General features: G+C 34.6%; 13 protein-coding genes. 1 reads left to right on the forward strand and 12 read right to left on the reverse strand.

Going from position 1 to position 14417, the window contains the following annotated elements; genetic code table 11:
• Nucleotides 1–95: 95 nt before the first annotated feature.
• The 7 genes from BLP44_RS00745 to BLP44_RS00775 all read right to left on the reverse strand — a co-directional run bounded on the left by BLP44_RS00745 (nt 96) and on the right by BLP44_RS00775 (nt 7772).
• Nucleotides 96–677, reverse strand: coding sequence for a precorrin-2 dehydrogenase/sirohydrochlorin ferrochelatase family protein (locus tag BLP44_RS00745; protein WP_066032888.1), 582 nt, complete (start codon nt 675–677; stop codon nt 96–98).
• A gap of 109 nt (nt 678–786) precedes the next feature.
• Nucleotides 787–1560, reverse strand: coding sequence for a uroporphyrinogen-III C-methyltransferase (gene cobA, locus BLP44_RS00750; protein WP_091128273.1), 774 nt, complete (start codon nt 1558–1560; stop codon nt 787–789).
• Nucleotides 1553–3643, reverse strand: coding sequence for a HEPN domain-containing protein (locus tag BLP44_RS00755; protein WP_091128276.1), 2091 nt, complete (start codon nt 3641–3643; stop codon nt 1553–1555). The genes cobA and BLP44_RS00755 overlap by 8 nt, the downstream gene beginning before the upstream one ends.
• Nucleotides 3644–3723: 80 nt before the next feature.
• The gene (locus BLP44_RS00760) at nt 3724–4968 is read right to left on the reverse strand and encodes a sulfate adenylyltransferase subunit 1 (protein WP_008466602.1); all 1245 of its coding nucleotides are present in this window, start codon (nt 4966–4968) and stop codon (nt 3724–3726) included.
• Between the two features lie 118 nt (nt 4969–5086).
• Nucleotides 5087–5986, reverse strand: a complete 900-nt coding sequence (gene cysD, locus BLP44_RS00765) for a sulfate adenylyltransferase subunit CysD (RefSeq protein ID WP_008466601.1) — start codon at nt 5984–5986, stop codon at nt 5087–5089.
• 161 nt (nt 5987–6147) lie between these two features.
• On the reverse strand, nt 6148–6858 hold the full coding sequence (locus tag BLP44_RS00770) for a phosphoadenylyl-sulfate reductase (protein WP_066032892.1): 711 nt from the start codon (nt 6856–6858) through the stop codon (nt 6148–6150).
• 26 nt (nt 6859–6884) lie between these two features.
• Nucleotides 6885–7772 carry a sulfite exporter TauE/SafE family protein gene (locus BLP44_RS00775; protein ID WP_123906987.1) on the reverse strand — a complete coding sequence of 296 codons (888 nt, stop codon included), beginning with the start codon at nt 7770–7772 and terminating at the stop codon, nt 6885–6887.
• Between the two features lie 311 nt (nt 7773–8083).
• On the opposite strand from BLP44_RS00775, the gene BLP44_RS00780 reads away from it, so the two are divergent.
• On the forward strand, nt 8084–8866 hold the full coding sequence (locus BLP44_RS00780) for a sulfite exporter TauE/SafE family protein (protein ID WP_008466596.1): 783 nt from the start codon (nt 8084–8086) through the stop codon (nt 8864–8866).
• 91 nt (nt 8867–8957) lie between these two features.
• On the opposite strand, the gene BLP44_RS00785 is transcribed toward BLP44_RS00780, so the two are convergent.
• The 5 genes from BLP44_RS00785 to thrA form a co-directional block, all read right to left on the reverse strand.
• Nucleotides 8958–9368 (reverse strand): RrF2 family transcriptional regulator, encoded by a 411-nt coding sequence (locus BLP44_RS00785; protein WP_008466594.1) that lies wholly within the window; start codon nt 9366–9368, stop codon nt 8958–8960.
• A gap of 134 nt (nt 9369–9502) precedes the next feature.
• Nucleotides 9503–10003, reverse strand: coding sequence for an RDD family protein (locus BLP44_RS00790; RefSeq protein WP_091128280.1), 501 nt, complete (start codon nt 10001–10003; stop codon nt 9503–9505).
• A gap of 158 nt (nt 10004–10161) precedes the next feature.
• Nucleotides 10162–11334, reverse strand: coding sequence for a trans-sulfuration enzyme family protein (locus BLP44_RS00795; RefSeq protein WP_091128285.1), 1173 nt, complete (start codon nt 11332–11334; stop codon nt 10162–10164).
• A gap of 165 nt (nt 11335–11499) precedes the next feature.
• Nucleotides 11500–11925 (reverse strand): OsmC family protein, encoded by a 426-nt coding sequence (locus tag BLP44_RS00800; RefSeq protein ID WP_091129760.1) that lies wholly within the window; start codon nt 11923–11925, stop codon nt 11500–11502.
• 76 nt (nt 11926–12001) lie between these two features.
• Nucleotides 12002–14416 (reverse strand): bifunctional aspartate kinase/homoserine dehydrogenase I, encoded by a 2415-nt coding sequence (thrA, locus tag BLP44_RS00805; RefSeq protein WP_091128289.1) that lies wholly within the window; start codon nt 14414–14416, stop codon nt 12002–12004.
• Nucleotide 14417 lies beyond the last annotated feature (1 nt).

Consider the following 14417-nt stretch of genomic DNA (forward strand, 5'->3'; position numbering starts at 1 on the left):
ATGTTGTTGTTTATAATCATTCTTAATAACGCAAAGAAACGAATAAATCCTTGTACTTTCAATGATTTTTATCATTAATTTCTTTCCGAAACTTTTTACTCTCTATTTTTTAATGAAGAGGTAATCTCGTTCATTCTTTTAACCTTTTCTTCAAAATTGCCTTTTAAGGTTTTTCGGTATTCATTCAGATTCTCAACCATTTGATTGATATCTTCTGGAATTACTTCTTCGAAAAACTCCCGAAGTCTTTTGGCTGTCGTCGGCGATTTTCCATTTGTTGAAATCGCAATTTTGACATTTCCTTTTGTTACGATTCCACCTAGATAATAATCGCATAAATCTGGCGTATCGGCGATATTGCAAATCAAATAGCGCTTTCTCGCTAAATCGTAAACTCTTTTATTCACTTTCAAATCGTCTGTACAGGCAATTACCATGTGACGTTTTTTGAGCATTTTCTTTTTAAACTTCGATCTTGTTAATGTTATCGAAGGATGTTTTTCGGCCAGAACTTTTATTTCTAAATGAAATTCTTTTGCCACTACCTCAACATTTGCATTCGGACTTGACTTGAGCAAGAAAGAAAGCTTTTCCAGACCTACATTTCCTCCACCAACAATCAATACATTTAAATTGTGAAGCTTTAGAAATATTGGATATAATTCGTTTTGTTCCATGTTACCAATATGTTGTTCCTAACGGAACAATTAATAATGCAAACTTCGGGTTAAAACCTGACGCTACAAAATCGGTTGTTAATCAAATGTTCCTGAGGAACATGCAATTTTAACGAATGGTTTCTTTTGATAGAAATTCTTCGTAAAATCCTTTTAGCTTATTGCTTTCACGGACAACTTCGCCTAAAACAATAATCGCTGGTGAACCTAATTCTTTTTGTTTTACAACTTCTAAAATCGAATCGACTGTGCCTACGCCAACTTTTTCTTCAGCTGTTGTTCCGTTTTGGATGATTGCAACGGGTAAGTTTCCTTTATCTTCTTTTTGAAACAAATCGATAATTTGAGACAATTTGTGCATTCCCATCAAAATCACTACTGTGGCAGAGGATTGTGCTGCTAAAGCTACATCTGATGATAATTTTCTATCAGAAGTTGTTCCCGTAATTACCCAAAAGCTTCCTGAAACTCCTCTTTTTGTAATTGAAATTCCTTGGCTTGCAGGAACAGCAACTACTGATGATATTCCGGGAACCACGATTGTTTCGATTCCAAAGCTTTCTGCAAAATCAACTTCTTCTCCGCCTCTTCCGAAAATAAATGGATCTCCGCCTTTTAATCTCACCACGTTTCCGTATGTCAGTGCATTATCGACAATCAATTGATTGATTTGATCTTGCGTATAAGCATGATTTCCGATTCTTTTTCCAACAAAAATTCGGATGGCATTTTTTGGCGCGTAATCTAGAATTTCTTCGTTGGCCAAAGCGTCATATAAAACCACATTAGCTTCAGCCAATGCTTTTACAGCTTTGAGCGTCAGTAAATCGGGATCGCCCGGACCTGCACCGACTAAAGTTATTTTGGGTTTTATATTATGCATTTGCTAATTCCTGTGCTCTGAAAGTTTCGATTTTATCAAAGAAAACTGTTGCTTGTGCAATGTAATCTTTAGCGAAAGCTTCAGATGGTTCGTTTTTATTGATTTGGTAAACCAAGTCTTTAAAAGTTGAGTTTAATTCGATTTTATTAGTATCAATAAAGACAGTATCAAACAAGTCCACGATTCCTGCGTGGTGGTTTGTTTTTTGATTTTCGGCCAATAACAATGCTTTTGCGCCATTTACAAATCCTGCGTAAGCATGATAAATTGCATCTGACCATTTTTTCTCATCGAAAGATTCCTGAGCCAAAATCAATTTTTCTTTAGCTTCAAACAATAATGTAGCTACTAAATCGATCACAACTCCGGCACATTCTCCAACTCCAACTGCTTTTACGTAATTGTCCGCGTTACCCCAATCTACAAAATCAGCTTCCGTTAAATTGGTAACATCAGATAATGGTTTTAAAATTTCGTAGAAGTATTTTTCTCCTTTTGAATCGTAATAATTCAGGAATTTTTCTCCATTTCCATTAGCATCAAAATCATTTAAAATAGTGCGTAATGCTTCTGGCCCTCTACGGCTAGGAATTTTAATTACTTTATCAGCAAAACGTCCTTCTCCGTTTCCTAATCTTCCTCCTCCTAACAAAACTTGTAAAGCCGGAGCTACTAATTTTCCTGAGTTGATAGACATTCCTTGGAATCCAATTGCAGACATATTATGCTGCCCACAAGCATTCATACAGCCTGAAATTTTAATTTCGATTTCACGGTTGTTTAAATACTGAGGATATTCTGTTTTTAAAACTCTTTCTAATTCTTCTGCAATACCGGTACTACTTGCAATCCCCAAGTTGCAAGTATCAGTACCCGGACATGCCGTAATATCTCCAACTGAATTATATCCTAAATGAACAAAGTCAAGTTTGGCTAATTCTTGATAAAAGAAAGGAAGATTCTCTTCTTTTACGTGACGTATTACAATATTTTGACGCAATGAAAAACGTAATTCGTTTGCTGCGTAATTTTTAATTAAATCGGCTAATAATCTTGCTTTATCAGTGTAAAAATCTCCCAATAAAACTTTGATTCCAATAGCGTAATAACCTTCTTGCTTTTGCTTAATTACATTCGATTTTTTCCACGCTTCATACGCTTCTGTATCTTCAATTGTAACTTGCGGAACTTCTAAAACTGGTTCAGCAATTGGCCCTTCAAAAGCAGTGGTGTCGATTTCATATGTTTCAAAAGCAATCGCTTTTTTCTCATTTTCAACCAATTCTAAAAAGGCATCTTTCCCGATTTCTTTGATTAAGAATTTCATACGTGCTTTCATTCTTTTAGCACGTTCTCCATATCTGTCAAAAATACGGATGATTCCTTCTGCTGTTGGTATAATTTGGTTAACTGGTACAAACTCTGAAAGCAATTCTGCATGTGCTGGCTGAGATCCTAAACCTCCTCCAAACATGATTTTGAAACCTTTTTGTCCGTCTTTAATTTTCGGTATAAATCCTAAATCGTGCAAATAACTCAAAGCCGTATCTTCGTCTGAAGAAGAGAACGCAATTTTGAACTTACGTCCCATTTCCTGACAGATTGGGTTTCTTAATAAGTATTGGAACATTCCGTGTGCATAAGGCGTAACATCAAATGGTTCGTTTACGTCAACTCCTGCCAATTCACTTCCTGTAATATTTCTAACTGTGTTACCACACGCTTCACGCAGAGTGATATCATCTTTTGCTAATTCTGACCAAAGCTCAGGTGTTCTGTCTAAACTCACGTAGTGAATCTGAATATCCTGACGTGTTGTAATATGCAGACGGCCTGTTGAATATTTATCTGAAACCTCTGTAATTCTTCTCAACTGCTCGCTGGTTACTTTACCATAAGGCAGTTTGATACGAATCATCTGAACACCTTCCTGACGCTGACCGTAGATTCCACGAGCCAAACGAAGACTACGAAAACGCTCATCATCAATTTTTCCTCCGCGGAATAAGTGAATCTTTTTTTCTAATTCGATAATCTCCTTCTGAACTACCGGATTTTCTATTTCTGTTCTAAAACTTTCCATTTTTCTTTAGTTGTTGGTTGTCAGTTGCTGGTTGTTGGTTTGCTGGAAGATAACTATCAACCAAAACCATTTACGATCAATTATCGAATAAACCCTACTCCTGCTGTTGTGTTTGTTGCTGTATCAATTAAGATGAAAGCTCCGTTTGATTTGTTTTCGTTGTACGGATCAAAATATAACGGTTTGCTTAATTTGATGCTCACTTCTCCGATTTCGTTAATTGCCAATTGTGTTGCCGGAGTTGTTCCTGAATAATCTGTTGCAATAGTATTTTTAATGCTTTCTACTTTTGCTAAAACTCTGTTTGTATTATGTTGTACCAAGTATTTTGTTCCTGGAACGAGTTTTTTGCTGTCCATCCAGCAAACTGTTGTTGTAATATCTTTTTCAATTTTTGGGAGCTCATCTGATTTTACAATCATATCACCTCTCGTTACATTGATATCATTTTCTAATTCGATTGTAATTGAGGAACCTGCTGTAGCTTCATCAAATTGCTTATCGAAAAAGTGAATTTTAGATACTTTTGATTCTGTTAACGATGGAAGAACTGTAACTGCATCTCCAACTTTAATTGAGTTTCCGTACAATTTTCCAGCGTATCCTCTGAAATCGTGGTATTCTTCTGTTTTTGGACGAATAACGGTCTGAACTGGGAAACGCGCTTTTCCTGCTTCGTAAACATCATGAGAATGCAATCCTTCTAAATGCTCTAAAACCGTTTGTCCTTCGTACCAAGGCATATTTTCTGATTTATCAACCACGTTTCCGCCGTTGATTGCGCTTAACGGAATATAGCTTACGTTTTGCTCTTTGAATGTGCTTTTTGCGTTTAAAGCCTCAAAATCAGCTTTGATTTTATTGAAAACCTCTTCTGAGTAATCTACTAAGTCCATTTTGTTGATGGCGACAATTACTTCTTTCACTCTCAATAAATTGTTGATGAAAAAGTGACGGTAAGTTTGCTCGATAACTCCTTTTCTAGCATCAATTAAAATAATAGAAACCTGAGAAGTCGAGGCTCCTGTAACCATGTTTCTTGTATATTCTACGTGCCCCGGAGTATCGGCAATAATGTAACTTTTCTTTGCTGTCGAAAAATAAATGTGCGCAACATCAATCGTAATTCCTTGCTCTCTTTCTGCTACTAGTCCGTCAGTTGCCAAAGAAAAATCAAGGTAATCGTATCCTTTCTGTTTACTGCTTTTTTCGATTGCTTCTATTTTATCAGTTGTCAACGATTTTGTATCGTACAATAATCTTCCGATCAAAGTACTTTTTCCGTCATCTACACTTCCTGCTGTTGCTATTTTTAAAACGTCCATCTTATATATTGTTTCAGGTTTAAAGTTTCAGGTTTCATGTTCTCTCGAAACTTAAATCTGTATGTTTTTGTTTTCTTGATTCTAACTTTTAATTTTTAATTCTCAATTTTTAATTGCATTAAAAATATCCTTGTTGTTTTCTTTTTTCCATTGCAGCTTCAGAACGTTTATCATCGATTCTGGCTCCTCTTTCAGAAATGGTTGATGATCTGATTTCGCCTACAACCTCTTCGATTGTTGCTGCGTAAGATTCAACAGCTGCTGTACAGCTCATATCTCCAACGGTTCTGAAGCGAACAATTCTTTCTTCGATTTGTTCGTCTTCTTCTTGGTACACAAAAGGAGAATGCGACCAGATTAAACCGTCTCTCAAAAAAACTTTTCTTTTATGTGAGAAATAGATTGACGGAATCTCGATTTTTTCTTTTTCGATATAACTCCAAACATCTAATTCTGTCCAGTTTGAAATTGGGAAAACACGAACGTTTTGTCCATTTTCAATTTTTCCATTCAAGATATCAAACAATTCAGGTCTTTGATTTTTCTCGTCCCATTGTCCGAAATCATCACGAACAGAGAAAATACGTTCTTTGGCTCTCGCTTTCTCTTCATCACGACGCGCACCGCCAATACAAGCATCAAACTTAAATTCTTCAATTGCATCTAAAAGTGTTGTTGTTTGCAAACTGTTTCTGCTTGAGTATTTACCAGTTTCTTCAACTACTTTTCCTTCATCAATAGCATCCTGAACATTACGAACGATCAACTCTAAACCTAATTCTTCTACCAATTTATCTCTGAAAGCGATTGTCTCAGGAAAATTGTGTCCTGTATCAACGTGCAAAAGAGGAAACGGAATCTTAGCAGGGAAAAATGCTTTTTGCGCCAAACGCACTAACGTAATAGAATCTTTTCCTCCTGAGAAAAGTAAAACCGGTTTGTCAAACTGTGAAATTACTTCTCTGAAAATGTATATCGCTTCACTCTCTAAAGCGTTTGTTTTTAATACTGAACTCATTGTTTTTTTGTTTGATATTTTTGTTGTGAAAATTTGTTTCAGGTTTCATGTTTAAAGTTTCAAGTTGCCTGATCTAAAATCTCCACTCTTTATTCTATAATCTATATTCTATTCTCTAAAAGAAAGTCTCGCCTCTTTCTTCTTGCCTCTAAAAGTCTTACCTACTCTTTCTTAGCACTATGCAGCCCGCACTCTTTATGGCTTGATTCCCACCACCATCTTCCAGCTCTAATATCTTCTCCAGGGAAAATCGCTCTGGTACATGGCGCGCATCCAATACTTACGAAACCTTGTTTGTGTAATGCATTTTGCGGAACATTATTTTCTGAAAGATATATTTCAACTTCTTCTAAAGTCCATTTTAGTAAAGGATTGAATTTGATGATTTCGAAATTTCCATCGTATTCAAACAAACTTAAATCTTGTCTGTTTTCTGATTGTTCGGCTCTTAATCCTGTAATCCAAACTGAATTTCCGGCCAAAGCTTTTCTCAACGGAACCACTTTTCGAATAAAACAGCATTCTTTTCGGTTTTCAACTGAATCGTAAAAGCTGTTTGGCCCTTTAGTCTGAAGCAGATTTTCTACTGAAGCTGCTTCTGGAAAATAAACTTCGATTGGTCTTTTGTATTTTTTTAATGTTTTATGAAAAACATCATACGTTTCCTGAAATAATCTTCCTGTATCTAAAGTAAACACCTTAATATCTGTGTTACTTTTTGCAATAAAATCGGTAATTACCTGATCTTCCTGTCCGAAAGAAGTCGAAAAAATGACTTTTCCCGGAAATTCTTTTGCTAAAAAAACTAAGGTTTCGTCAAGCGAAAGATTTTTAGTTTTCTCTAATAATTCTTGTACAATAATCGCACTCATAAATCTTTTCCTTTCTAAAATTATCTTTACAATAATTTAGATAATGTTTTTAAACTCAATATTATAATTAGAATCCCAACTGCAACCATCATTGGTTTTCTTTTGATTTTATTTACTAAATAAGCTGCCAAAGGCGCTGAAACGACTCCTCCTAAAATCAATCCGATGATCACCTGCCAGCCGTGGATTCCTCCAAAAAGCATAAAGGTGATACCGCTTGCAAATGAAATCGCAAATTCAGCAGCGTTTACTGAACCAATTGTATATCTTGGGTTTCTTCCTCTTCCTAATAAAGTCGAAGTTACGATTGGCCCCCAACCTCCGCCTCCAACAGAATCCATAAATCCGCCAAAAACAGCTAAAGCGCCCAATTTTTTAGTTTTCTTTTTTACTATACTCTTTTTCAATGCCTTTCTGATAATAACAATTGCCAAAATCATCATATAAACTGCAATAAAAGGCTTAATAACGTCGCCATCAATTACATCAGACAATAAATAAGCTCCTGTAATCGAGCCTAAAACTCCGGGAATCAATAAATGTTTTACCAGCTTTTTATTAATGTTTCCGAAACGATGGTGAGAAAGTGCCGATGCTCCCGTTGTAAACATTTCTGAAACGTGAACTGCTGTACTACTTACAACTGGCGGCACTCCGTAAGCCAATAAAAATGACGTTGAAGTTGCTCCGTAACCCATTCCTAAAGTACCATCAACCAATTGAGCAAAAACTCCAATGGCCAAAAACACTAAAAACTCCGCATTAAAACCATTCACAAATCCATCCCACGTAAATTCTGCGTGATGATTATATATTAAAACAGATAATAAACCTACTAGTAAAACAACAGGAATTCCAATCCAAAGCTTTTCCTTAAAAGAATCAGCACTATTTATTTTCAGTTCTTTCTCCATATTTAACATGTTTAAATTTGTTTCAAACCTATTACCCTATCGGGTTAATAGATTACTTTGCAAAAATACTACTTATTTCTAAATTACAAAGCAATATTATTATTTTTTTAAACCCTAAAACCTTCATTTATTATGTTCTAAAATAGAGTTTTAAGAATTTTGTAGTATAATTTCACAAATAAGGCCGTATTTCAAGATATTCCAACAATTTATGAGTCAAAAACATTTGTTTGTTAAATACATTTTTTAATCTCTATAAAATCGATAGGATTATTATAAAAATATTGTATTTTAGCGCCAAATTTTTTAGCATGGATTTTCAAATAGGTCTTGTAATTGCCGGATTAACTGTTGGTTTCATTGTAGGATTAACTGGAGTTGGCGGCGGTTCTTTAATGACCCCCATTTTATTATACTTTAATATCCCCCCAACAACAGCAGTAGGAACCGATTTACTTTATGCCGCTTTTACTAAAGCCGGAGGAATATTTGTACACAATAAAAAAGGAAACATCAACTGGAAAATTACAGGCTGGCTAACTTTAGGGAGTGTTCCCGCTGCATTGCTGACTTTGTGGATTTTAAACAGCATTAAAACCGACATCGAAACTATAAATCGCGTCATTAAATATAGTTTGGGCTGGGCATTACTATTTACCTCTGTGGCCATTATATTCAAAAAAAAGCTTTTGAAATTTTCTCAAAAACATGCTGGCGATAAATTCCACAGCGAAAGTACTACACAAAATATGCTGACGATTGGAATTGGCGTTTTATTAGGAGCAACTGTAACCTTAACCTCTATTGGAGCAGGCGCATTAGGAACCGTAACTTTATTTTTCTTATATCCTCTATTACCAACACCTCGATTGGTTGGAACTGAAATCGCACATGCTGTTCCGTTAACTTTAGTTGCCGGAATCGGACATGCTTCTATGGGAAATCTAGATTTAAGCTTACTAGGACAATTACTAATGGGATCGCTTCCAGGGATTTATATGGGAAGCATGCTTAGCGGGAAAGTGCCAGATCAGTTTCTTAGAAATGCTATTGCGGTAATGCTCTTCTTGGCTGGGTATAAATTAATATTTTAAATAAGCTTTTAAACCATATTAGAAATATAAGTTCATGTTAGACTTTGTGTAAAGTTGTTTTGCTGAACTTATATTCCTTATATAGTGAAAATTAAAAAGCAATATCTGCTAAAGAATTGCTTTCTAATATTTTAAGGGTATTATCGCGAACTTCAGTCATTAATCGGCGTGCTGCGCAAGTTGATTCATCATCGCAATCATCGCATCTTTCGTAGAAATTATGACTTGCACATGGAAGCAATGCAATTGGCCCCTCCAAAATTCGATAAACCTTTGCCATACTGATATCTTTTGGGTCTTTTATCAGATAATAGCCTCCGCCTTTTCCTTTTTTAGCCCCCAGAAAACCAGAATTTCTCAGAAGCAACAAAATACTTTCTAAAAATTTAATTGAAATATGCTCGCTTTTTGCAATTTCTGCAATTTGTACAGGCTCATTATTCTCACGTCTAGCTAAATAAGTTAAAGCTTTAATTCCGTATTTTGTTTTCTTTGAAAGCACTATTTTATATTTTAGATTATAGAATCTAGATTTTAGATTTTCCTAAAATGAACAATTCCATGTTATTCTGCAACAAAAATAGGCTTTTTAAATGAGAAAAATAATAGTTAGATAGTTAAATTCTACTAATTCTATCAAATTACTTCGTTAATTCCAATTAAATTGAATTCTTGAAACATTCTCATTTCTTCTTCCAAAGCTTTTTTGTTAACTACATAAGTGTGAGAAAGAGAATCATGCCATCCTCTTGATCCTCCTAAAAAAGTGAGTGCATCAAACGGAATAAAACGGCATAAGCTTCTCTTAAAAATAGTGGCAAAATCAGGTTTTTGTCCGTTTTCATTAACTACTACAGTTCCAGTGATAAATTTTGCAATCGATCTTGCAAACAGTCCTTCCATTACCAGATAATACGTAAGCGAAATAACAATTGCAATAATATTCCATCCAAAATCTCCCAAATTGTCCATCCAAATTCCCAAATCTGTAAATCCTAAGCCAATTAAAATGCCGAGAAAAAAAATAATCATCATAAAGACAATGAAAAAAAATAATAGATCTAGAATATAATTTAAAAAACGTGCTCCACTAGAAGCTAATAATTTATCATCAAGAATGTAAGTAGAGTTGCTCATATGCTAATTGGTATTTTTACTAAATATATTTTGTTGATTCACAACAAAAATATACTTTTTACATCAACAACCATTAAAAAGAATGACGATTTTTAACAGTAATAAATTTACAGTTAAAAATCGTCATTAATATAATTCAGGAATCTAAAAACCTTTAATTAAGAAAGTGCTTGTTTTAAATCAGCAATTACATCTTCAACAGTTTCTAAACCAACAGAAACACGAACTAAACCTTGTGTGATTCCAACCGCCAACTGATCTTCTTCGGATAATTTGCTGTGTGTTGTAGAAGCCGGGTGCGTAACAATGGTTCTTGTATCGCCAATATTTGCAGATAATGAGCAAAGTTTAATGCTGTTCAAGAATTTTCTTCCTGCTTCGATTCCGCCTTTAATTTCAAATGCGATGATGTTTCCACCTGCTTTCATCTGTTTTTTAGCAATTTCGTATTGCGGATGAGATTTCAAGAACGGATATTTTACACTGTTTACATTTGGATGGCTTTCTAAAAATTCAGCTACTTTTAAAGCATTTTCGCAATGTCTGTCTACTCGAACAGCCAAAGTTTCTAAACTTTTTGACAAAACCCAAGCATTAAACGGCGCTAAAGCTGGCCCAGTATTTCTAGAGAATAAATAAATCTGTCTAATTAATTCTGCATCTCCAACTGTAACCCCACCTAAAACTCTTCCTTGTCCATCGATTAATTTTGTTGCTGAATGGATAACCAAATGTGCTCCAAATTTAATTGGCTGCTGTAAATATGGTGTTGCAAAACAGTTGTCGATAATTAGAATCAAGTTGTGTTTTTTAGCAATATTTCCAAGCAATTCTAAATCAATAACATCAACTCCAGGATTTGTTGGGGATTCGGCGTATAATATTTTGGTGTTTGGTTTAATAAAACTCTCGATTGTCTCAGGCTTGCTGATTTCGAAATAAGAAGTTTCGATATTCCATTTTGGGAAATAAGTCATAAACAAAGCGTGAGTAGAACCAAAAACACTGCTAGCAGAAACAATATGATCTCCAGAATTTAACAAAGCTGCAAAAGTAGAATATACTGCTGCCATTCCGGTTGCAAAAGCATAACCAGATTCAGCACCTTCCATTTTGCAGATTTTGTCTACAAATTCTGTAGTGTTCGGATTGCTAAAACGGCTGTAAATATTTCTTTCCTTTTCTTCTGTAAAAGAAGCTCGCATGTCTTCTGCATCTTCAAAAACGAAGCTTGACGAAAGGTACAAAGGCACCGAATGTTCTAAATATTGAGATCTTTCTAATTGTGTTCTAATGGCTTGTGTTTCAAAACCAAATTCTTCTGTATTCATTGTGTTGTTTTTTTGTTTTTTTTTGTTTGCTTCGCCAGTTCGGCTTCCAGCCTCGTGTCAAGTTTCAGGTTTCAAGTTTTAAAACTGAAATCTAAACTTAAACAAGTCAATTATTTATGCACAATCTGAGCATTTTCTAATTCCCAAATTGACTAATTATCTACTTTACAAAGCTTCGTTATTCAAGACAACTTTGTAGGTAATTGTTGCTGTTGGTTCGACTGTTTTGGCCACTGAGCAGTATTTCTCAAAAGAAAGCTGCGCTGCTTTTTTTGCTTTTTCAGGGTTGATTTCTCCTTCTAAATAGAAAACCACGTCGATTTCTTTAAAAGGTTTTGCTTCTTCGATTTGTACACGAGTTCCTTCAACCTCAGCATTAAAAGAAGTGATTTCCTGACGCTGTTTTTTCAAGATTGAAATCATATCAATTGCACTGCAACCCGCAACACCCATTAATACCAATTCCATTGGGCTTGCACCTAAATCGCTTCCGCCAAATTCGGCTCTGCTATCAACGTCAACTACGTGTCCGCGTTCATTTTTTACTTTAAAATGAAATGCGTCATTTACTCTGTTTAAAGTTACTTTCATTGTGTTGTTATTTTTTTGTTTTTGTGTCGTTTCAGATTTCAATCTAAAATCTAAAATCTGCAATCTAAAATCGTATTTACCCTTTATCAGACAATCTCAAAATATCTCCGAAAACTCCTCTCGCTGTTACTGCAGAACCTGCACCAGCTCCTTGAATAACGATTGGACGATCTCCGTAAGATTCTGTGTAAATTTCGAAGAAAGAATCAGAACCTTTTAATCCTCCTAATGCAGTATCTTTTGGCACTGAAACTAATTTTACTTCAAGATTTCCTTTATCATTCTGCAAATCTCCAGACAATTCACCGATATACCTTAAAACGTGATTTGGCTGTTGTTCTGCTTTTATTTTAGCATAAATTGAGTCGAATTCTTTTAATTTCGTCAAGAAATCGGCAGCGCTTCCTTCACGTAAATGTTCCGGAATTAAATTCTGAATTGAAATTTCTTCAAACTCATTCTGTAAATCTAATTCCCTAGCCAAAATCAATAATTTTCTACCCACGTCGTTTCCGCATAAATCCTCACGCGGATCCGGTTCTGTATATCCGTTATCAATTGCTTCTTGCAAAATTTCGCTGAAAGGCGCATCTTTTGCAGAGAAATTATTGAACAAATAACTTAGTGTTCCAGAGAAAACTCCTTTTATTTTTGTGATATTTTCTCCTGAAAGGTGCAATAATTTGATTGTGTCAATTAACGGCAAACCTGCACCAACATTTGTTTCGTATAAATAATTCTTTTGGTTTTCTGCTAGAGCTTTTCTCAATTCTTTGTAGAAACCATACGTCAATGTATTAGCCACTTTATTAGAAGAAATCAAATCGAAACTGCTTTCTACTAACGGAATATAATTTTCAACGAAAGTCGCGCTTGCTGTATTGTCAATTGCAATTAAGTTTTCTAAATGATGTTCATTAGCGAAAGCAATAATATCTTTGATGGTGTAAGCTTCTCCTTTAGTTTCAATTTCATTTTTCCAGTTGCTGCTCACTCCATATTTGTTTAGAAGCAATTTTTTAGAATTCGCTATAGCAAAAACATTCAGCTTAATATCTTTACGTTTTTCAATTGCAGCAGCCGATTCTAAAATCTGGTTGATTAAAGTTCCTCCAACTAATCCGTGACCGAAAATTGCAATGTTGATTTTCTTTGAAACTCCAAAAATCTCTCCGTGAATTACATTTAAAGCTTTGTTTAATTCCTCTTTTTTAACAACCAAACTTACGTTTTTACCTGTTACGGTGTTGTTGAACAAAATCGGGACAATTTTATTTTTAATTAAAGCAGTATATGGTTTGTGGAAAGTGCTCAAATCCTGTCCGATAATCGAAATTACAGATACATTGTCTGTAACCGTAATCTGATTTACGTCTTTAGAATAAAAGTCATTTTCAAATTCTTTTTCTAATTCTACAACTGCTGTTGTTGCTTTATCAGTTGCAACCACAAGTCCGATTCCTCTTTCTGAAGAACCTTGAGAAATGATGCTTACACTGATATTATTATCTCCCATTACTTTAAAAATTCGAGCGTCAACTCCTGCTTTTCCAAGCAATCCTCGTCCTTCAAGATTTACAAGAGAAACATTTTCTAAAACAGAAAGTGTTTTAATTCCTTCTTTTGAAGAATCTGAAGTAATTAAAGTTCCGCGATTTTCGTGGTTGAAAGTATTTAAAATTCGTAACGGAATATTTTTTTCTAATAATGGAATAATCGTTTTAGCATGCAAAATTGTAGCTCCAAAATTTGCCAGCTCATTTGCTTCATTAAACGATAAATATTCGATTTTCTTAGCATCTGCAACCAAATCAGGATTTGCAGTGTAGATTCCGTCTACGTGCGTGAAGTTCTGCAATTCTTCAGCATTTAAATAATTTGCGATTAACGAAGCGGTATAGTTACTGCCATTTCTACCTAAAGTAGTTGTGTCGTTGTTGTTATTAGATCCAATGAAACCTGTAACTATATTAACCGTTTCTCCGTTATGTTCTTTAAAATAATTGACTACGTTTTTCTTTGAAAGCTGTTCTAATGGCTGTGCATCACCAAATTTAGAATCCGTTTTCAATAATTCTCTTGTATCTACAAAATTGGCTGGAATTCCTTTTTCTAGTAAAATAGCCGTCAATAATTTAGCCGAAAGCAATTCGCCTTTTGACAAAATCTGATCTTTGATTTTTTTGCTGTAATCGCCAATTAAGCTAACACCCTCGAAAAGTTTATCTAAAACATTAAACTCTTCAGACAAATCAACTTGCGGATAATCTGATATTTGATATTTTTTAAAATTCTCTAATAATTCTTTATAACTACCATTTTTAGCAGCAATGCTTAAGATAAATTCAAGCTCATCTGTCGCATTTCCACGTGCAGAAACGACAACGGCAATTTTTTCGCCTTGATTTACTTTATCTGAAATGATTGAAACAACTTTGTTAAGTCCTTCTCCGTTTGCTAATGATTTACCTCCAAATTTTAATACTTTCATT

This window comes from Flavobacterium anhuiense (assembly GCF_900101855.1).
Lineage (GTDB): Bacteria > Bacteroidota > Bacteroidia > Flavobacteriales > Flavobacteriaceae > Flavobacterium > Flavobacterium anhuiense.

Coding starts and splice junctions, on each gene's coding strand:
- BLP44_RS00745 (WP_066032888.1), bottom strand. CDS start 677: ATGGAACAAAACGAATTATATCCAATATTTCTAAAGCTTCACAATTTA.
- cobA (WP_091128273.1), bottom strand. CDS start 1,560: ATGCATAATATAAAACCCAAAATAACTTTAGTCGGTGCAGGTCCGGGC.
- BLP44_RS00755 (WP_091128276.1), bottom strand. CDS start 3,643: ATGGAAAGTTTTAGAACAGAAATAGAAAATCCGGTAGTTCAGAAGGAG.
- BLP44_RS00760 (WP_008466602.1), bottom strand. CDS start 4,968: ATGGACGTTTTAAAAATAGCAACAGCAGGAAGTGTAGATGACGGAAAA.
- cysD (WP_008466601.1), bottom strand. CDS start 5,986: ATGAGTTCAGTATTAAAAACAAACGCTTTAGAGAGTGAAGCGATATAC.
- BLP44_RS00770 (WP_066032892.1), bottom strand. CDS start 6,858: ATGAGTGCGATTATTGTACAAGAATTATTAGAGAAAACTAAAAATCTT.
- BLP44_RS00775 (WP_123906987.1), bottom strand. CDS start 7,772: ATGGAGAAAGAACTGAAAATAAATAGTGCTGATTCTTTTAAGGAAAAG.
- BLP44_RS00780 (WP_008466596.1), top strand. CDS start 8,084: ATGGATTTTCAAATAGGTCTTGTAATTGCCGGATTAACTGTTGGTTTC.
- BLP44_RS00790 (WP_091128280.1), bottom strand. CDS start 10,003: ATGAGCAACTCTACTTACATTCTTGATGATAAATTATTAGCTTCTAGT.
- BLP44_RS00795 (WP_091128285.1), bottom strand. CDS start 11,334: ATGAATACAGAAGAATTTGGTTTTGAAACACAAGCCATTAGAACACAA.
- BLP44_RS00800 (WP_091129760.1), bottom strand. CDS start 11,925: ATGAAAGTAACTTTAAACAGAGTAAATGACGCATTTCATTTTAAAGTA.
- thrA (WP_091128289.1), bottom strand. CDS start 14,416: ATGAAAGTATTAAAATTTGGAGGTAAATCATTAGCAAACGGAGAAGGA.